Annotated in this window: 12 protein-coding genes, 10 tRNA genes, 3 rRNA genes and 1 other RNA gene; all 26 read right to left on the reverse strand. The window is 47.8% G+C overall.

Translation table 11 applies throughout. The features are described from left to right. Window positions 1–94: 94 nt before the first annotated feature. The 26 genes from MKX68_RS10310 to MKX68_RS10435 all read right to left on the reverse strand — a co-directional run bounded on the left by MKX68_RS10310 (window position 95) and on the right by MKX68_RS10435 (window position 18,667). A tRNA-Lys gene (locus MKX68_RS10310) sits at window positions 95–167 on the reverse strand. Between the two features lie 7 nt (window positions 168–174). Further along, window positions 175–260, reverse strand: a tRNA-Tyr gene (locus tag MKX68_RS10315). A gap of 12 nt (window positions 261–272) precedes the next feature. Beyond that, a tRNA-Phe gene (locus tag MKX68_RS10320) sits at window positions 273–345 on the reverse strand. Between the two features lie 21 nt (window positions 346–366). Continuing rightward, window positions 367–444: transfer RNA gene (locus MKX68_RS10325), tRNA-Asp, on the reverse strand. A gap of 9 nt (window positions 445–453) precedes the next feature. Continuing rightward, window positions 454–529: transfer RNA gene (locus tag MKX68_RS10330), tRNA-Thr, on the reverse strand. 5 nt (window positions 530–534) lie between these two features. Further along, window positions 535–610 (reverse strand) — tRNA-Val (locus MKX68_RS10335). Window positions 611–619: 9 nt separating this feature from the next. Continuing rightward, window positions 620–696: transfer RNA gene (locus tag MKX68_RS10340), tRNA-Met, on the reverse strand. A gap of 43 nt (window positions 697–739) precedes the next feature. Next, a tRNA-Ser gene (locus tag MKX68_RS10345) sits at window positions 740–831 on the reverse strand. A gap of 82 nt (window positions 832–913) precedes the next feature. Continuing rightward, window positions 914–3,839 (reverse strand): 23S ribosomal RNA (locus MKX68_RS10350). 207 nt (window positions 3,840–4,046) lie between these two features. Beyond that, window positions 4,047–4,122 (reverse strand) — tRNA-Ala (locus MKX68_RS10355). A gap of 22 nt (window positions 4,123–4,144) precedes the next feature. Then, window positions 4,145–4,221 (reverse strand) — tRNA-Ile (locus MKX68_RS10360). Window positions 4,222–4,257: 36 nt separating this feature from the next. Beyond that, window positions 4,258–4,374: ribosomal RNA gene (gene rrf, locus MKX68_RS10365) — 5S ribosomal RNA — on the reverse strand. Between the two features lie 105 nt (window positions 4,375–4,479). Beyond that, a 16S ribosomal RNA gene (locus MKX68_RS10370) occupies window positions 4,480–6,032 on the reverse strand. Together the 16S, 23S and 5S rRNA genes with 10 tRNA genes alongside form the textbook arrangement of a ribosomal RNA operon. Window positions 6,033–6,380: 348 nt before the next feature. Further along, window positions 6,381–6,650 carry a pro-sigmaK processing inhibitor BofA family protein gene (locus tag MKX68_RS10375; RefSeq protein WP_315939840.1) on the reverse strand — a complete coding sequence of 90 codons (270 nt, stop codon included), beginning with the start codon at window positions 6,648–6,650 and terminating at the stop codon, window positions 6,381–6,383. 34 nt (window positions 6,651–6,684) lie between these two features. Continuing rightward, window positions 6,685–6,912 (reverse strand): DUF2508 family protein, encoded by a 228-nt coding sequence (locus tag MKX68_RS10380; protein WP_051447031.1) that lies wholly within the window; start codon window positions 6,910–6,912, stop codon window positions 6,685–6,687. 232 nt (window positions 6,913–7,144) lie between these two features. Next, entirely contained in the window at window positions 7,145–7,744 is a 600-nt protein-coding gene (gene recR / locus MKX68_RS10385) for a recombination mediator RecR (protein ID WP_062838113.1), read from the reverse strand. Between the two features lie 35 nt (window positions 7,745–7,779). Next, window positions 7,780–8,091, reverse strand: coding sequence for a YbaB/EbfC family nucleoid-associated protein (locus MKX68_RS10390; protein WP_036607248.1), 312 nt, complete (start codon window positions 8,089–8,091; stop codon window positions 7,780–7,782). A gap of 41 nt (window positions 8,092–8,132) precedes the next feature. Beyond that, a complete protein-coding gene (gene dnaX, locus MKX68_RS10395; RefSeq protein ID WP_340911306.1) occupies window positions 8,133–9,878 on the reverse strand; it encodes a DNA polymerase III subunit gamma/tau in 1,746 nt (581 codons plus the stop codon). Window positions 9,879–10,053: 175 nt separating this feature from the next. Then, an RNA gene (ffs, locus tag MKX68_RS10400) (signal recognition particle sRNA large type) lies at window positions 10,054–10,321 on the reverse strand. 146 nt (window positions 10,322–10,467) lie between these two features. Further along, window positions 10,468–10,665, reverse strand: a complete 198-nt coding sequence (gene rpmE, locus MKX68_RS10405) for a 50S ribosomal protein L31 (RefSeq protein WP_036607255.1) — start codon at window positions 10,663–10,665, stop codon at window positions 10,468–10,470. Window positions 10,666–10,767: 102 nt separating this feature from the next. Next, entirely contained in the window at window positions 10,768–12,042 is a 1,275-nt protein-coding gene (locus tag MKX68_RS10410) for a radical SAM protein (RefSeq protein WP_074092949.1), read from the reverse strand. 97 nt (window positions 12,043–12,139) lie between these two features. Further along, window positions 12,140–13,465, reverse strand: a complete 1,326-nt coding sequence (gene rho, locus MKX68_RS10415; RefSeq protein WP_036607258.1) for a transcription termination factor Rho — start codon at window positions 13,463–13,465, stop codon at window positions 12,140–12,142. Window positions 13,466–13,930: 465 nt separating this feature from the next. After that, window positions 13,931–15,184 carry a UDP-N-acetylglucosamine 1-carboxyvinyltransferase gene (locus tag MKX68_RS10420; protein WP_017691290.1) on the reverse strand — a complete coding sequence of 418 codons (1,254 nt, stop codon included), beginning with the start codon at window positions 15,182–15,184 and terminating at the stop codon, window positions 13,931–13,933. A gap of 147 nt (window positions 15,185–15,331) precedes the next feature. Next, window positions 15,332–16,186 (reverse strand): class II fructose-1,6-bisphosphate aldolase, encoded by an 855-nt coding sequence (gene fba, locus MKX68_RS10425; protein ID WP_307540789.1) that lies wholly within the window; start codon window positions 16,184–16,186, stop codon window positions 15,332–15,334. Between the two features lie 260 nt (window positions 16,187–16,446). Further along, the gene (locus MKX68_RS10430) at window positions 16,447–16,833 is read right to left on the reverse strand and encodes a response regulator (RefSeq protein WP_017691292.1); all 387 of its coding nucleotides are present in this window, start codon (window positions 16,831–16,833) and stop codon (window positions 16,447–16,449) included. Window positions 16,834–17,062: 229 nt separating this feature from the next. Then, complete coding sequence (locus MKX68_RS10435; RefSeq protein ID WP_340911317.1) at window positions 17,063–18,667, reverse strand: CTP synthase; 1,605 nt, start codon at window positions 18,665–18,667, stop codon at window positions 17,063–17,065. Between the last annotated feature and the right edge of the window lie 356 nt (window positions 18,668–19,023).

Raw genomic sequence — 19,023 nt, forward strand, 5'->3', positions numbered from 1 at the left:
GCCCAGCATTAATAAATATCCATATTGAGCTAAAATCACATAACAAAAAAGAGCGACTAATCAAATTAATGATTAATCACTCTTTTCTTAAATATGAGTCATGAAGGGCTCGAACCTTCGACACCCTGATTAAAAGTCAGGTGCTCTACCAACTGAGCTAATGACTCATAAAACTGGTGGAGGATGATGGATTCGAACCACCGAACCCGTACGGGAGCAGATTTACAGTCTGATGCGTTTGGCCACTTCGCTAATCCTCCAGGGATTAAAGGTGGCTCGGGACGGAATCGAACCGCCGACACGAGGATTTTCAGTCCTCTGCTCTACCGACTGAGCTACCGAGCCATATTTAATTTTTAGGATTAATGGCGGAACCGACGGGATTCGAACCCGCGATCTCCTGCGTGACAGGCAGGCATGTTAGGCCAACTACACCACGGTTCCAGGCATTAATGGTGCCGGCGAGAGGACTTGAACCCCCAACCTACTGATTACAAGTCAGTTGCTCTACCAGTTGAGCTACACCGGCGTATATGGTGGAGGCTGAGGGGATCGAACCCCCGACCCTCTGCTTGTAAGGCAGATGCTCTCCCAGCTGAGCTAAGCCTCCTGGGTAATATGGTAGCGGCGGAGGGGATCGAACCCCCGACCTTACGGGTATGAACCGTACGCTCTAGCCAGCTGAGCTACACCGCCATATTAATTGTGTCTTGATTGCTTGTCCATCTTTAGGTAAAGATGGCGGAGAGAGAGGGATTCGAACCCTCGCACCGCTTACGCAGTCTAACCCCTTAGCAGAGGGTCCCCTTATAGCCACTTGGGTATCTCTCCAAATAACAATCATCAACATCATTCAAGGATTGCTCCCTGAAAACTAGATTCGAAACGAAACACGCGAATTATCACTTGCTAATTGGATAAGCCCTCGACCGATTAGTACTGGTCAGCTCCATGCATTGCTGCACTTCCACCCCCAGCCTATCTACCTCGTCGTCTTCAAGGGGTCTTACATACTGGGAAATCTCATCTTGAGGGGGGCTTCACGCTTAGATGCTTTCAGCGTTTATCCCGTCCGTACATAGCTACCCAGCGGTGCTCCTGGCGGAACAACTGGTACACCAGCGGTACGTCCATCCCGGTCCTCTCGTACTAAGGACAGCTCCTCTCAAATTTCCTACGCCCACGACAGATAGGGACCGAACTGTCTCACGACGTTCTGAACCCAGCTCGCGTACCGCTTTAATGGGCGAACAGCCCAACCCTTGGGACCTACTTCAGCCCCAGGATGCGATGAGCCGACATCGAGGTGCCAAACCTCCCCGTCGATGTGGACTCTTGGGGGAGATAAGCCTGTTATCCCCAGGGTAGCTTTTATCCGTTGAGCGATGGCCCTTCCATGCGGTACCACCGGATCACTAAGCCCGACTTTCGTCCCTGCTCGACTTGTAGGTCTCGCAGTCAAGCTCCCTTATGCCTTTGCACTCTTCGAATGATTTCCAACCATTCTGAGGGAACCTTTGGGCGCCTCCGTTACTCTTTAGGAGGCGACCGCCCCAGTCAAACTGCCCACCTGACACTGTCCCCGCACCGGATTACGGTACCAGGTTAGAACCTAGATACGATCAGGGTGGTATCCCAACGTTGCCTCCACGCAAGCTGGCGCTCACGTTTCAAAGGCTCCCACCTATCCTGTACAGATCGTACCCAAATTCAATATCAAGCTGCAGTAAAGCTCCATGGGGTCTTTCCGTCTTGTCGCGGGTAACCTGCATCTTCACAGGTATTAAAATTTCACCGGATCTCTCGTTGAGACAGCGCCCAAGTCGTTACGCCATTCGTGCGGGTCAGAATTTACCTGACAAGGAATTTCGCTACCTTAGGACCGTTATAGTTACGGCCGCCGTTTACTGGGGCTTCGGTTCACAGCTTCGGATTGCTCCTAACCACTCCCCTTAACCTTCCAGCACCGGGCAGGCGTCAGCCCGTATACTTCGCCTTACGGCTTCGCACAGACCTGTGTTTTTGCTAAACAGTCGCTTGGGCCTTTTCACTGCGGCCCCCTCGTGCTATTCACACTACCGGGGCACCCCTTCTCCCGAAGTTACGGGGTCATTTTGCCGAGTTCCTTAACGAGAGTTCTTCCGCGCGCCTTAGAATACTCTTCTCGCCTACCTGTGTCGGTTTGCGGTACGGGCACCATCACCTGGCTAGAGGCTTTTCTTGGCAGTGTGAGATCATGACCTTCGCTACTACAATTTTCGCTCCCCATCACAGCTCAGCCTTACAATGTGCGGATTTGCCTACACATCAGCCTTACTGCTTAGACGGACATCCATCAGTCCGCGTCACTACCCTACTGCGTCCCCCCATTGCTCATAACGGCTTACGGTGGTACAGGAATTTCGACCTGTTGTCCTTCGACTACGCCTTTCGGCCTCGCCTTAGGTCCCGACTTACCCTGAGCGGACGAGCCTTCCTCAGGAACCCTTAGGCTTTCGGCGGATCAGATTCTCACTGATCTTTTCGTTACTCATACCGGCATTCTCACTTGTATAATGTCCAGCGCTCCTTACGGTACACCTTCAACCCTTATACAACGCTCCCCTACCCCTGATGCAAAGCATCAAGCCATAGCTTCGGTGGTGTGTTTAGCCCCGTTACATTTTCGGCGCAGAGTCACTCGACCAGTGAGCTATTACGCACTCTTTCAATGGTGGCTGCTTCTAAGCCAACATCCTGGTTGTCTGTGCAACTCCACATCCTTTCCCACTTAACACACACTTGGGGACCTTAGCTGATGGTCTGGGCTGTTTCCCTTTTGACAATGGATCTTAGCACTCACTGTCTGACTCCCGGAAGTAAGTCTATGGCATTCGGAGTTTGACTGAGCTTGGTAACCCTTGCGGGCCCCGCACCCAATCAGTGCTCTACCTCCACGACTCTGTTTTCCGAGGCTAGCCCTAAAGCTATTTCGGGGAGAACCAGCTATCTCCGAGTTCGATTGGAATTTCTCCGCTACCCCCACCTCATCCCCGCATTTTTCAACATGCGTGGGTTCGGGCCTCCAGTGCGTGTTACCGCACCTTCACCCTGGACAGGGGTAGATCACCCGGTTTCGGGTCTACGTCCACGTACTAAGTCGCCCTATTCAGACTCGCTTTCGCTGCGGCTCCGGCTCTTCACCTTAACCTTGCACGGGAACGTAACTCGCCGGTTCATTCTACAAAAGGCACGCCATCACCCCTAAAACGGGCTCTGACTTTTTGTAAGCACACGGTTTCAGGTTCTATTTCACTCCCCTTCCGGGGTGCTTTTCACCTTTCCCTCACGGTACTGCTTCACTATCGGTCGCTAGGAAGTATTTAGCCTTGGCAGATGGTCCTGCCGGATTCATACGGGGTTTCACGTGCCCCGCACTACTCGGGATCCGTCTCGGAGGGAACAGACTTTCAACTACAGGGCTTTTACCTTCTTTGGCGGGCCTTTCCAGACCTCTTCGCTTAACCGGTTCCTTTGTAACTCCATGTGAGACGTCCCACAACCCCAAAGAGCAAGCTCTCTGGTTTGGGCTTCTCCGCGTTCGCTCGCCGCTACTGACGGAATCACTATTGTTTTCTCTTCCTCAGGGTACTTAGATGTTTCAGTTCCCCTGGTATGCCTCTACACAACCTATGTATTCAGTTGTGAGTAACTGGAAATTACCCCAGCTGGGTTTCCCCATTCGGACACCCCCGGATCAAAGCTTGCTTACAGCTCCCCGAGGCAGTTTCGTTGTTCGCCACGTCCTTCATCGGCTCCTAGCGCCTAGGCATCCTCCGTGTGCTCTTAGTAGCTTAACCATTTTGTTCCGGTTTTGACTGCTCGCTTCCCTTGGTTTGCTTGCGCAAAGCCAAAAGTCGCTCCCATCCAATACCATCACAAAAGCAATTTGACTACCGTTTTTATTGAAACTTGTTTGCACAAGTTCAGCTAAAAAGGAATGTTCTAATTCGCGTTTGTTTCGTTTCGATATCTAGTTTTCAAAGAACAAACTTGTAAATCATTTTTGGTGGAGCCAAGCGGGATCGAACCGCTGACCTCCTGCTTGCAAGGCAGGCGCTCTCCCAGCTGAGCTATGGCCCCATATAAAGTTTAAAGGTATAGATGGTGGGCCCTGGTGGACTCGAACCACCGGCCTCACCCTTATCAGAGGTGCGCTCTAACCAACTGAGCTAAGGGCCCACATTACATATACTATTTGAACCCAAAATGGGTTACGCTTGGCGGCGTTCTACTCTCCCAGGACCCTGCGGTCCAAGTACCATCGACGCTGAAGGGCTTAACGGTCGTGTTCGGGATGGGAACGTGTGGAACCCCTTCGCTATCGCCACCAAACGTTTGAGAGTTTGAGCTCTCAAAACTGAGCAACGAGTGAGTAACTAGCCGACCTGGCTAGATTTTATATTTGAATGTTTCCACTCGGGAAACGATTCTCCATAGAAAGGAGGTGATCCAGCCGCACCTTCCGATACGGCTACCTTGTTACGACTTCACCCCAATCATCTATCCCACCTTCGGCGGCTGGCTCCTTGCGGTTACCCCACCGACTTCGGGTGTTATAAACTCTCGTGGTGTGACGGGCGGTGTGTACAAGACCCGGGAACGTATTCACCGCGGCATGCTGATCCGCGATTACTAGCAATTCCGACTTCATGCAGGCGAGTTGCAGCCTGCAATCCGAACTGAGACCGGCTTTGTTGGGATTGGCTCCATCTCGCGATTTCGCAGCCCGTTGTACCGGCCATTGTAGTACGTGTGTAGCCCAGGTCATAAGGGGCATGATGATTTGACGTCATCCCCACCTTCCTCCGGTTTGTCACCGGCAGTCTATCTAGAGTGCCCACCCGAAGTGCTGGCAACTAAATATAAGGGTTGCGCTCGTTGCGGGACTTAACCCAACATCTCACGACACGAGCTGACGACAACCATGCACCACCTGTCTTGAATGTTCCGAAGAAAAGGTACATCTCTGCACCGGTCATTCAGATGTCAAGACCTGGTAAGGTTCTTCGCGTTGCTTCGAATTAAACCACATACTCCACTGCTTGTGCGGGTCCCCGTCAATTCCTTTGAGTTTCAGTCTTGCGACCGTACTCCCCAGGCGGAGTGCTTAATGTGTTAACTTCGGCACCAAGGGTATCGAAACCCCTAACACCTAGCACTCATCGTTTACGGCGTGGACTACCAGGGTATCTAATCCTGTTTGCTCCCCACGCTTTCGCGCCTCAGCGTCAGTTACAGCCCAGAGAGTCGCCTTCGCCACTGGTGTTCCTCCACATATCTACGCATTTCACCGCTACACGTGGAATTCCACTCTCCTCTTCTGCACTCAAGTCACCCAGTTTCCAGTGCGATCCGGGGTTGAGCCCCGGGATTAAACACCAGACTTAAATGACCGCCTGCGCGCGCTTTACGCCCAATAATTCCGGACAACGCTTGCCCCCTACGTATTACCGCGGCTGCTGGCACGTAGTTAGCCGGGGCTTTCTTCTCAGGTACCGTCACCTTGAGAGCAGTTACTCTCCCAAGCGTTCTTCCCTGGCAACAGAGCTTTACGATCCGAAAACCTTCATCACTCACGCGGCATTGCTCCGTCAGGCTTTCGCCCATTGCGGAAGATTCCCTACTGCTGCCTCCCGTAGGAGTCTGGGCCGTGTCTCAGTCCCAGTGTGGCCGATCACCCTCTCAGGTCGGCTACGCATCGTCGCCTTGGTGAGCCGTTACCCCACCAACTAGCTAATGCGCCGCAGGCCCATCCCCAAGTGACAGATTGCTCCGTCTTTCCAGTTCCCTTCAGGCGAAGAAAACAACTATTCGGTATTAGCTACCGTTTCCGGTAGTTGTCCCAAACTTGAGGGCAGGTTGCCTACGTGTTACTCACCCGTCCGCCGCTAACTATCAGAGAAGCAAGCTTCTCATCAAGTCCGCTCGACTTGCATGTATTAGGCATGCCGCCAGCGTTCGTCCTGAGCCAGGATCAAACTCTCCAATAAAGTATTGAAAAGAGCGATAAGCTCATTTTGAATCTGACGAGATTAAAAATCTCATTTGTGCTCCAGTCGATCCAAGCCAAGGCTTGTCTCGAACTTTCGCGTTCATTCTGCAAGCAGAATGTTTACTCACTCGTTGTTCAGTTTTCAAAGATCAAACTTGTTTTTTCGTCACCATTTTCTCTCAGCGGCGACTTTTATAATATATCATACTTCGTTTGTTTTGGTCAAGTGTTTTTTTGAAATTCTTTTTCGAAGTTCGTAATGAACTCCTTCATTTCATCTAAAGCATCTAACCAAGCAAGCAAAGCAACGAGATATAATGTACCATATAAATATCCCGCGAGTCAACTATCCGAACAAAGAAATTTTCAACCCTAATAACAGCCCCACACCTGGCAATCCCAAAACAGTTACAGTCCCTATCGTTGCAGGGTTCAGCGGGATGTAGGTTCCTGTAATCCAGCCGGAATAATTCACGATGTATATCCCTACTGCAGCCAGCACCAGATGAATTCCGAATGACGTGAAAAACGATAACCCTATCCGCTTTCTGAATAAAACAACGATAAGTCCCAGTAACGATACGACTAATACACTCCCCAGTATAATACTCTTCATATGTTACACCTCCATGTTTAATGTAAACCTGACTCTACATACTAACCCCTCGCTGTGATGTAACATCATCATTAGCTCTGGCTCGCTTTGCTCTTCTCAAATGGATCTGGTACTTCCGCTCAGCTGCCTCCAATACATAAATGGCATAATCAATCTCATCTTGCCCCTGTGCATCTTCGAACTGTCTCATAGCCCGTTCCCATTCCTGCTTAGCCATCTGAATATCTGCATAGATCTGATCCGCCTCAAGTTCCTTCAACATTCTGTTGTGTTTCTCTACCGAGTTCCGTGTATTTCGCCACAAAAACATAAACTCTCCCCCTCCTGATCAACACAGCTATTCTCATACTTATCAGGGAAAGGACAAACTTAGAACTTGGGCATTCATTTTCTTCACAAAAAAAAGAGAGCCCTAAGGCTCTCTTTACACATCGAAACTTATTTAGCATCCGAAGTTTCCAAGGAAGTGCACTGCGTAATACAAATTAAACACACTAACGCATCTCCCTGCGCCCTTCCAATGCTTTGGAAAGGGTCACTTCATCCGCATACTCAAGATCGCCACCTACAGGCAATCCATGCGCAATCCGGGTCACACTAATCTCAAACGGACGCACCAAGCGGGAGATGTACATCGCTGTAGCCTCACCCTCAATATTGGGGTTCGTCGCCAGGATGATCTCTTTTATACGTTCATCACTTAATCGGATCAGGAGTTCCTTCAAACGAATATCGTCTGGGCCGATTCCCTCCATAGGTGAAATCGCGCCCTGTAACACATGATAGTATCCATCAAATTCCTTGGTGCGCTCCATGGCCACCAGATCTTTCGAATCCTGAACTACACAGATTACAGATACATCCCTGGACTTATCCTGACAGATGCGACACGGGTCCGTATCAGTGATATTACAACATACAGAACAGTAATGAAGATTACGTTTCACACTTACGAGTGCCTTGGCAAAATCGATAACGTCATCTTCCTTCATGTTAAGCACATGAAAAGCTAAACGCGCTGCTGTCTTGGGACCCACACCCGGCAACCGGGTGAAGGCATCAATTAGCTTGGCTATTGGTTCGGGATAATACAATCGATTGTGTCTCCTTTGACAGGATCAATTTTTAATTAAAATAATCCCGGAATATTCATGCCGCCTGTGAACTTGCCCATATCCTTGTTGGCAATCTCGTCGGCTTTGGCCATTGCATCATTAACAGCTGTCATAACGAGATCCTGCAACATTTCAACATCTTCCGGATCTACAGCTTCAGGTTTGATCGTGATAGCAAGCAATTTCTTGTGTCCGTTAACTTCAGCCGTCACTACACCGCCACCAGAAGTACCTTGGACTGTTTTATCCGCCAGTTCCTCTTGTGCTTTCAGCATTTGCTCCTGCATTTTCTTCACTTGTTTCATCATTTGGTTCATGTTGTTCATAATTGTTCATCTCCTTTGTTATGGTTATCGCGCTATGCGCATTATTCTTTGATCACTACAAGGTCCTCACCAAAGAGCTGGATGGCTTCATCAATCCAAGGCTGTTTGTTGCCTGAACCGCCGTCTTCATGCTCAGGTTCAAGCTTAAAGTCCTCCTTTGGCGCTTCAGAAGCTCCCTCCATTGCTCCGGTCCAATCTTTGAGCATCATCGTCACCAATCGCGCAGGACGCCCTAGCTGTTCGGACAACACCCGCTCAATGACTTCACGGTTAGCCTGCTTCTCCGTCGTTTCACGGTGAATGTTGTTTTTAAAAGCAACCAATACATTGTCTTCAAGCAATGATACCGGCTCACCATCCACAAACCAGGCGTGAACGGTAACCCGCTCTTCCTTCACTCGTTGCAGGATCTGACTCCATTTTTTGCTGATCTCTGCGAACTCAGGGGCTCCCTTACGCGCAACATACTGATCCAACTGTGCAGGAAGCTTCGCAGGCGAGTTGCCTCTCGATACAGGGGCCCTTGTTGCCGGACGAGATGGAGCACTCGATGCACCTTCTCCACCAGACAAACCACTTTTCAGTGCACGATCCAACTTCTTCTCCAACTCAGCAAGCTGCTGCTTCAAGCGGTTGATCTCTCCCCCATCAACAGGTGCTGCATGAGCTGAAGCTCCCACCTGAACAGAAGTCTCACCTTGAGCTGGAATACTACACAGTTTAAGCAATGCAACTTCAAATAATGTCTGTGGTTGTACTGCATATTTCATTTCACTCTGGTACCGATTAAGGGTGTCAATCATGTGGAACAGTTGTTCCCGGGTGAATGACTCTGCCATATCACGGAAAGCTTCCGGATTAAGTACCCTGTCCGTCAGTTTGTCTGCGTCAGGCACCATCTTAATCATAAGCAAATCACGGAAATAATACAGCAAATTCTCCATGCACTTGTCTGCACTCTTTCCTTCATGCATGAAACCTTCAATCATCTGCAAAATATGACCAACATCACCTTTGAGCAGCGAAGCAGCCAATTTGGCAAATTGCTCTGAAGCAATTCCACCCGTCATGTCCATAACCTGCTGGTACGTTACTCGTCCATCCGTAAATGAAGAGATCTGATCCAGCACACTAAGTGCATCCCTCATTCCACCGTCCGATAAACGGGCAATGTATTGGAGCGCATCCTGGTCAGCTTCCATACCTTCCTGTTCACAGATCAGTGTAAGTCTTGCTGTCTGCTCTTCCAAGGATACCCGGCGAAAATCAAATCGCTGACAGCGCGATATAATGGTAGCCGGAAGGCGGTGCGGTTCCGTTGTTGCCAAAATAAACATCACATGTGGTGGTGGCTCTTCCAATGTTTTGAGCAAAGCATTGAATGCCTCCGTTGTCAGCATGTGCACTTCATCAATAATATAGACTTTCTGCCGGACTTCGGTTGGTGCATATTTAACCTTTTCCCGAAGATCACGGATTTCTTCAACGCCCCGATTGGATGCAGCATCAATCTCCTGCACATCCATCACAGCGCCAGTCGTAATTCTGCGGCAAGCTTCACACTCGTTACAAGGTTCAGGCGCAGGCCCACGTTCGCAGTTCACAGCTTTGGCCAAAATCTTTGCGGCACTTGTCTTTCCCGTTCCTCTGGGCCCGCTAAATAAGTAGGCATGGGAAGTCCGCTGTTCACGAATCGCGTTCTGCAAGGTCTGAATAATATGCTGTTGCCCCACCATATCTTGAAACGACTGGGGACGCCAAGCCCGGTATAACGCGATATGCTCCATGATGCGTTACCTTCCTTCCACTTCGCATTCGAGTCCTTTGTCGTTCCCCTATTATACTATATTCCAGGGTGAATCCAAACTTTATCTGACTCATTCATGCGTGGTTTTATTAAGACATATCAAAAAGACCTCTGCATACATACAACTGCAAAGGTCTCTACATTTAAAAGGTAAGCCGTGCACCTGCTATCGATATTTGCGATCCAAGTGGCACCCCTGAACAATAGCTCGGGCTAGGCAACCCTCCGGCACAAGAGTGATCTCACTTATGGCTGCTTCCTTCCGGACCTGACCAGGTTCATGAGTACTCATTGCGGAGGACCCAACCGTCAACACCACGTTTAGGGACCAAACCTCACATCGGCAAAACCTCTAGCAGGAATTCAACCTCGCTATAGCGGATTGCGAGTTACAGGGCACCGCTACCTCCCCATCTAGCACGGTAAGAAATAGTATAACGTAAGGTTATCCAAATTGCAACCAGAGGAACTCGGAAGCGACTATGCTTACATATAACATATAAAAACCCCTGCCAGATCAGCAGGGGTGTGTTGGATGCAATTAGCAGACAACTCCAAGAATTGTCCAATTAGATTCCGTATTTCTTTTTGAAACGATCAACACGGCCGCCAGCATCGATAAACTTCTGTTTACCTGTGAAGAACGGGTGGCACGCGGAGCAAATCTCTACACGAAGTCCGTCTTTAACCGAACCTGTCTCAAAAGTATTCCCGCAAGCGCAAGATACTTGACCAATCGTGTAATTAGGATGAATTGCTTCTTTCATTACCTTTCACCTCTTTCCGCCCTGAGCCTCAAGCGGACCCAGAGTAAATGGCACAACTCTGAGATTATAACACGGCCTTGTGCCTGTTGCAATCCATTATTGTTATGAGGTAATCAACCGTTTGGGACGTGCCATTCCAGCGGGTGGAACATGGGTATACGATCCAATCACAACATCAGGCAACTCGTCTTCAAAAATCTCAATCATCTGCTTCATGCCCAAGATATCACCTTGAGCTGGAGGGATTAATTCCAGATAACTCTCCGGATCAATATTGAGATTACGCATCTGAATCAAGCGTAGATCGGTTCTTCTTGCAAACTCAATCATCGCCTCAATCTCTTCTTCACGATCTGTTACACCTGGGAAGATCAGATAGTTAATGGAGGTGTATACACCCTGCTGCGCTGCATATTTCATCGATTTCTCAACATTGGCTAAGGTATAACCACGCGGTTTATAGTAGGCGTTATAGTGGTCATCCAGTGCACTAATTGTACTTACGCGCATCAGATCCAATCCAGCATCTACAATACCTCTAATGTGATCGTTCAGACCGGCATTGGTATTAATGTTGATATACCCCATGTCCGTTACGGAACGAACTTCGCGAATCGCTTCTATGATCAGCTTGGCCTGTGTGGAAGGCTCCCCTTCACAACCTTGTCCAAAGCTAATGATGGACTCCGGCGTCTTCAGGTGTTCCAGCATAACTTCCACAATCTCATCCACACGTGGTCGGAAGTTCATACGTGTCTGCGGGGAAACAAAGCCGCTATCATCCGGTTGCTCGGAGATACACCCGAAACAGCCTGCATTGCAAGAATAGGATACCGGCACTCCACCTTCCCAACGATTCAGGAACGTGTTCGATGAAGTTAGACATTCATATCCAAGCGCACAGTTGGATAGATGGGTGTAGAGACGGTTCTCGGGGTATTGCTCTGTCAATCGTTTAACCCCTGAACGTACATCGTCACGATCACAGTTGAGCGGATTCCATTTTTCAGGACTATCCGACTTCGAAGCGGTGACATAGAAACCGCCATCTTTCCAGACTACTGCGGAATAACCGAACAACGGCAACTTATACTCTTTATCCGTCTTCACATAACCAGGGAGACACAAACGAGTGAATCCCTGTGGAAGCAACGCACCTACAGCCTGTGTGTCCGTTGGCATTGGCAGCATCTCACCGGTATCCGGGTCCATACCAATGGGCCGGGTACTCGGGAGTCCTACCAACGTTGCACCCTCTGGCAAAGGGATAAGTTCATCTTCCATAATCTCAACGATCATATCTCCACTGCGGGCAAGCCCGTACAGGGAAGGGTGATCAAATACATTACCTTTTTCATCTGCGTATACTAAATACATGATGTTCTCCTCACATCTAATGGGTTAAACCTAACGACGAGTGTATTGTAACATTTACAGCAATGCTGCAAAAAGAAAGTGATTAATTAATTGACGCTTACGTCGATGTACCTGACGTAGCTGTCTGTCTAGGTGAACGACGGGTTGTTGTTGTACCAGAATTGCTTGTCGGGCTATTACCAGCCGAATCAAATGCCGCCAAAAACTCTGCATTTGTCTTGCTGTTACGAAGTTTTTTCAGGAATCCTTCGACAAAGTCATGGGAATCATTCATGTTTTTACGAATTGCCCAGATTGTATCCAACTCTTCCTTGCTGAGCAACACTTCTTCACGACGGGTACCGGAACGACGAATGTCGATTGCCGGGAATATACGACGTTCAGCCAGACGACGGTCCAGATGCAGTTCCATATTACCCGTACCCTTAAACTCTTCATAAATGACGTCATCCATACGTGAACCGGTATCAATTAATGCAGTTGCCAGAATCGTCAAGCTTCCGCCTTCTTCCACATTCCGGGCAGAACCGAAGAAACGTTTCGGACGATGGAACGCAGCTGGATCAATACCACCACTAAGTGTACGACCGGATGGTGGAATAACCAGGTTATATGCACGGGCAAGACGCGTAATGCTATCCAGCAGGATAACGACATCCTTTTTAGCCTCAACCAAACGAAGCGCACGTTCAAGTACCAATTCTGCCACCTTGATATGATTCTCAGGCAGTTCATCAAATGTTGAAGCCACAACTTCCCCTTTTACCGAACGCGACATATCCGTTACTTCCTCTGGACGTTCATCAATCAACAGGACAAACAGTTCAATTTCAGGATTGTTAGTTGAGATGCTGTTGGCAATTTCTTTGAGGAGAAGCGTTTTACCCGCTTTGGGAGGTGCTACGATCAATCCGCGCTGTCCCAATCCTACCGGGGCGAGCACATCCATAATTCGTGTGGACAAATGGTTGGGGGATGTTTCGAGAACCAGTTTTTTCTGCGGATACAGTGGGGTTAGTGCCGGGAAGTGAAGTCGCTCTGCAGCCGCCGATGGATTCTCACCATTTACAGCGTTGACTTGCAACAAACCGAAGTATCTCTCGTTTTCCTTAGGCGTTCTACACTTACCTGATACGAGGTCACCTGTTCTTAGGTCAAACTTGCGAATCTGAGAAGCTGAGATGTAAATGTCTTCCGTACTTGGCAAGTAGTTAATTGGTCTTAAGAATCCGTAACCTTCAGGTAAAATCTCGAGTACACCTTGCATGAACATCAGGCCGCTTTGTTCAGCTTGTGCACGTAGTATAGCAAAGATTAATTCTTTCTTTTTTAACGTACCATAGTAAGGTATCTGATATTTTTTGGCCAGTTTGTAAAGGTCCGTTAGTTTCATTTCTTCCAAATCGGAAATTTGTAGATCCATATAATAACCACCTATTCAATTAATAAGTCCGTGTGAAATGGATAGTTTCGCTAGATGTTCCGGCTATAGAGAGCGGCGTCTGCCACAATCTCTTCTGTCCATTGTACGGAATGTAACCGTTATAATGCAAATACTTGTCTTTGAGTGTAAGTTTCCGGGTGGGATGGCCAACATTCGGCAAGATCCGCTATTGAGTGAACGATGCAATGAGGCGATCAATCCGGATAGACCGGCTATGGAGCGCAGTTCAAACAAAACCGGGGGTTGGGGATGAGAAATGATGTTCTTACAGCCATATGAAGTTTAATTCAAAAAAAGACCCTCCGGTAAAGGAAACAGTAACATTTCGTCTTATGCCGGAGAGACTGAGAACTCTATTAAAACAGGTTTACCTAATCATCGAAAAGATATGCAGTTCAGTTAAAATAAACATGTATATGACTGAATCATGCATAATGCTTCCTATTAATCAGTTTCCCGCCATACATCTGCACCGAGCAGGCGCAGATTAGTCACCAAGTGATCATAACCACGGTCGATATATTCGACTCCAGTTACTTCAGTCACACCTTCACTGACGGTGAGACCTGCAATCACCAGCGCTGCTCCAGCGCGAAGATCGGATGCTTTTACTTTGGCTGCGTTTAATGCACTGCCTTCAATAATCGCTGACCGTCCTTCTACTCGAATCTTTGCGCCCATCCGCACCAACTCAGGCACATGCTTGAACCGATTACTGTATACAAAGTCGCTCAGGACACTCACACCGGTTGCCTGTGTTAAAACACTGGTCATGGGTGACTGTAGATCCGTTGGGAAACCAGGATATACAAGTGCCTTCACGTCAACGTGGTTATAGCTTGGTTTACCAATGACACGTATACTTTCATCCAATTCCTCAATGCCAACACCCATCTCCAGCAGCTTTGCCGTTAAAGCTTCCAGATGTTTGGGAATCACATTGTCAATCAGAACATCTCCGCGCGTCGCCGCTGCAGCGATCATATACGTACCTGCTTGGATACGGTCCGGAATGATGGAATGACGGCAGCCTTTAAGCTCCGAGACCCCTTCAATACGGATCGTTTCGGTACCTGCACCCTTGATGCTGGCACCCATGGAATTCAGAAGTGTTGCTACATCTATAATCTCAGGCTCTTTAGCCGCGTTTTCGATAATTGTAGAGCCTTTGGCACGAGTAGCCGCCAGCATGATATTAATGGTTGCGCCGACACTGCTTACATCAAGATAGATTTTTGCTCCGCGCAGCTCTTTGGCATGCAAATGAATGGAGCCATGTTCGTTTGTTACGGTTGCGCCAAGCGCTTCAAAACCTTTGATATGTTGATCAATTGGACGAGGCTCAAAATTACAGCCCCCTGGTAAACCTATGGTCGCTTCTTTGAAACGCCCTAGCAATGCACCCATCATATAATACGAAGCGCGAAGCTTCTTCACGGGACCATTCGGCATAGGAATGGATTTGATGTCAGAAGGGTCAATCTTCATCTGACTGCCTTCCCAAGTCACACGTGCTCCGAGTTCCTCCAAAATTTCTGCATAAACCGCCACGTCACTCAAAAGCGGCAGGTTGTCCAACACGACTTCTGACTCGGCAAGCAATGCTGCAGGAATAAGCGCAATGGCGCTGTTCTTGGCGCCGCTTATAGTTACAGTTCCCTGTAACGGACGTCCGCCACTAATCATCAATTTTTCCATAAAGCTTAATGTCCCCCTACGTGTTTTGCAGCCGATGAACGGCAATACGTGCTGTTGGCTTCCGATGTAGAAATAAGGTGTGAAAATGGAAAGACACCGGCTAGGCGGTGTTTTTCCATTTCACAGTATGGAACTGGTAAAGTTAAATTACGCTTTGTTGTTAGAACCAAACTCGCGGATTTTACCTTTAACGGTTTCTTTGATTGCTTCACGGCCTGGTACGATGAATGTACGTGGATCGTAAGCATCTGGTTTAGCTGCAAGCACTTCACGAACCACTTTTGCAAAAGCAATTTGGTTCTCTGTGTTTACGTTGATTTTGGACGTACCCAGGGAAATGGCTTTGTCGATGTCGTGTTTAGGAATACCTGTACCACCGTGCAATACGAGTGGAACTTGTACCGCGTCACGAACTTCTTCCATTTCTTTGAAGCCCAGGTTAGGCTCGCCATGGTAAGGACCGTGTACGGAACCAAGAGCTGGTGCCAATGTGTCGATACCTGTTTCTTTAACGATACGGATACACTCGTTCAGGTCAGCGTACATGATACCGCCGATAACGTCGTCTTCTTGTCCGCCTACAGTACCTACTTCAGCTTCTACAGAAACGCCTTTAGCGTGTGCATATTCAACAACTTTTTTAGTCATTTCGATGTTCTCATCGATAGAGTGGTGGGAACCGTCGATCATAACGGATGTGAATCCAGCATCGATCGCTTCTTTACACTTGTCGAAGCTTGAACCATGGTCCAGGTGAATTGCAACTGGAACAGTTATTTTCATGTCGTGAATAAGTCCTTCTACCATTTTAACTACAGTGTAGAAGCCACCGATGTGACGTGCTGCGCCTTCGGATACACCCAGGATTACTGGGGATTTCTCTTCTTCAGCAGCACCAAGAATCGCTTGAGTCCACTCAAGGTTATTGATGTTGTATTGACCAACTGCATATTTTCCTTCAAGTGCTTTGTTCAACATGTCTGTCATAGATACTAATGGCATGGTTTCAATCCTCCTAGGGGTTTGGGTTGTGTCTATGGTTTTTAGCCGAAATCACATACGGGCTTATTATACCACATCCCATGTCAAATACTAAACAAGCATTTGCAAAAATGCTGTGCTTTGCAGCACAGTTTTCATAGACACCGCTTTATAACTTCCCCATTTCCAATATTCCCCGGATGAAGGAGTGAAATACCCCATTTTCTCGCCAAGTACCTTCTATGTTCTCCACACGCAAAAAAATCCTGTATCAACAGGATTCAGCTGCATTTATTGGCAGTACCATTGCGAAGTTGCATATTCACAGCCACTCGCATCTCGTCGATATCAAACGGTTTCGTAAAGTGCATGAGCGCCCCGAGATCTGTGGCTTCCTTAATCATGTCCAGTTCACCATAAGCGGTCATCATGATCACCTTGATACCCGGATCAATTTCTTTAATATGCTTCAGGATTTCCAGACCGTCCATCCCAGGAATCTTCATATCGAGCAATACCAGGTCAGGCTTGTCATTATTCACAATCTCCAGAGCAACCTTGCCGTTGGGTGCTTGAAACGTGTTATACCCCTCACTGCTGAACACTTCCATTAACAGGATTCGGATACCATTCTGGTCATCAACAATCAAAACTTTTTTATCTTCCACTCTGTAACCTCCTAGAATTAGGAAAGCATGTACATCTTCGAATCTGGATAACTATCCCATAGTCGTCATGATAAGTATTCTACCTCTTCCATTAAAATCCTGCTACCTTCACAAAATGACAAAAAGCATTTCCACCTGCTCTTTACACAAAAAAAAGGGATGTTCAGGCAGCCGCTATGGTTGCCAGGAACATCCCCAATATCTATTACGTTAACACTAAAACCATGTATTACTTCTGTGCATTCTCCAGAGAAGCTTTTACAAATTCACGGAACAATGGTTGCGGACGGTTCGGACGGGAAGTGAATTCCGGATGGAATTGCACCGCCAGGAACCATGGGTGTCCTGGAAGTTCCACGATCTCAACCAGACGTCCATCCGGGGATGTACCCGAGATAACCAGTCCTGCTTTTTCGATCGCTTCACGGTATTCATTGTTGAACTCATACCGGTGACGGTGTCTTTCATACACCAGCTCGTCATCATAACAAGCCATCGCCAATGAACCTTCCTGAAGCTTACAAGGATACAGACCAAGACGCATCGTACCACCCAGATTTTCGATATCTTTTTGCTCAGGCAACAGATCGATCACAGGGAATTCAGTAGCCGGATTAATCTCGGAGCTGTTCGCACCATTCAAACCAACGATGGAACGTGCATATTCAATAACGGAAACCTGCATACCCAAGCAAATACCGAAGAACGGAATTTGTTTCTCACGAGCATAACGGATTGCCGATACTTTACCTTCAATACCACGATCTCCGAATCCGCCAGGAACAAGGATACCGCTAATACCATGTAACAGATCGCCAACATTCTCATCCGTAATATCTTCAGAAGGAACCCAGCGAATTTTGACATCGGCATTGGATGCAAACCCTGCATGAGACAACGACTCAACAACACTCAGGTATGCATCATGCAACGCTACATATTTACCAACAATAGCGATCTCAACCGTATGCTCCAACTTGTTGATCCGGTCAACCAGCCCTTCCCACTCGCTCATATCCGGTGCAGGAGTAGTCAGTTTCAGGTGATTTACCACGATCTCATCCAAGCCTTCTTCACGCAGGTTCAGAGGTACTTGATACAACGTGTCTGCATCACGACATTCAACCACGGCATTCTCATCAATGTCGCAGAAGAGAGCGATCTTGGCTTTCATGTCTTTAGACAGTTCATACTCCGTACGGCATACAATCACATTCGGTTGAATACCAATGCTGCGTAATTCCTTAACACTATGTTGCGTTGGTTTTGTTTTCACTTCACCAGCTGCTTTGATATAAGGAATAAGTGTTACGTGAATGTACATCACATTGTCGCGACCTACATCACTCTTGATCTGACGGATAGCTTCCAGGAAAGGCAAACTCTCAATGTCGCCCACTGTTCCGCCAATTTCCGTAATAACCACATCCGAACCTGCTTCACGTCCAGCGCGGAATACACGCTCTTTGATCTCGTTCGTAATGTGTGGAATAACTTGTACCGTTCCACCCAGATATTCCCCGCGCCGCTCTTTGCTGATGACGGAAGAGTATACTTTACCAGTCGTGACGTTGCTGTTTTTGGAGAGATTGATATCAATAAAACGTTCATAGTGGCCAAGGTCCAGATCCGTTTCCGCGCCATCATCCGTTACAAAAACCTCGCCATGTTGATAAGGACTCATTGTTCCCGGGTCGATGTTAATATATGGATCAAATTTCTGGATTGTTACCTTAAGCCCTCTGTTTTTCAGCAATCTGCCCAGAGAAGCAGCCGTAATCCCTTTGCCCAGGGAGGACACAACTCCGCCCGTCACGAAAATATACTTTGTCACTGTTATTACCCTCCTAATATAAGTACAGAAATTCAGGCGATATATGGTGTTATCGTAACCTGTTTCCCAGGTAATCATCGTTAAAAAGAGCAATGGCAGAAATTCCCTGCATCTGCGAACTGCTCTTTCTGCGAAGACGGTTTAAATACACGTTGTTCTACAGCAAAAAATGGTGCAAATATTCCGGTAGCCTTCATTCCATTTGGTGTTTTTGATATACAAAAACGGGCCACGAAATGTTGGCCGGGAGCATACGGAAAAGAAATCATTTTGCAAAATTATGCCTCTAAAAATACAAAAAAAAGTACTCCCGCAGGACGGGGCACCTTCTATAAAAAACATAAATATATTGTCGC

It is taken from the genome of Paenibacillus sp. FSL M8-0212 (assembly GCF_038004645.1).
In the GTDB taxonomy this organism is placed as follows: domain Bacteria; phylum Bacillota; class Bacilli; order Paenibacillales; family Paenibacillaceae; genus Paenibacillus.

Excerpts from the sequence above, each read along its gene's own strand:
- MKX68_RS10375 (WP_315939840.1), bottom strand. The coding sequence starts at position 6,650 with ATGAAGAGTATTATACTGGGGAGTGTATTAGTCGTATCGTTACTGGGA.
- MKX68_RS10380 (WP_051447031.1), bottom strand. The coding sequence starts at position 6,912 with ATGTTGAAGGAACTTGAGGCGGATCAGATCTATGCAGATATTCAGATG.
- MKX68_RS10390 (WP_036607248.1), bottom strand. The coding sequence starts at position 8,091 with ATGAACAACATGAACCAAATGATGAAACAAGTGAAGAAAATGCAGGAG.
- dnaX (WP_340911306.1), bottom strand. The coding sequence starts at position 9,878 with ATGGAGCATATCGCGTTATACCGGGCTTGGCGTCCCCAGTCGTTTCAA.
- rpmE (WP_036607255.1), bottom strand. The coding sequence starts at position 10,665 with ATGAAAGAAGCAATTCATCCTAATTACACGATTGGTCAAGTATCTTGC.
- MKX68_RS10410 (WP_074092949.1), bottom strand. The coding sequence starts at position 12,042 with ATGTATTTAGTATACGCAGATGAAAAAGGTAATGTATTTGATCACCCT.
- rho (WP_036607258.1), bottom strand. The coding sequence starts at position 13,465 with ATGGATCTACAAATTTCCGATTTGGAAGAAATGAAACTAACGGACCTT.
- MKX68_RS10420 (WP_017691290.1), bottom strand. The coding sequence starts at position 15,184 with ATGGAAAAATTGATGATTAGTGGCGGACGTCCGTTACAGGGAACTGTA.
- fba (WP_307540789.1), bottom strand. The coding sequence starts at position 16,186 with ATGCCATTAGTATCTATGACAGACATGTTGAACAAAGCACTTGAAGGA.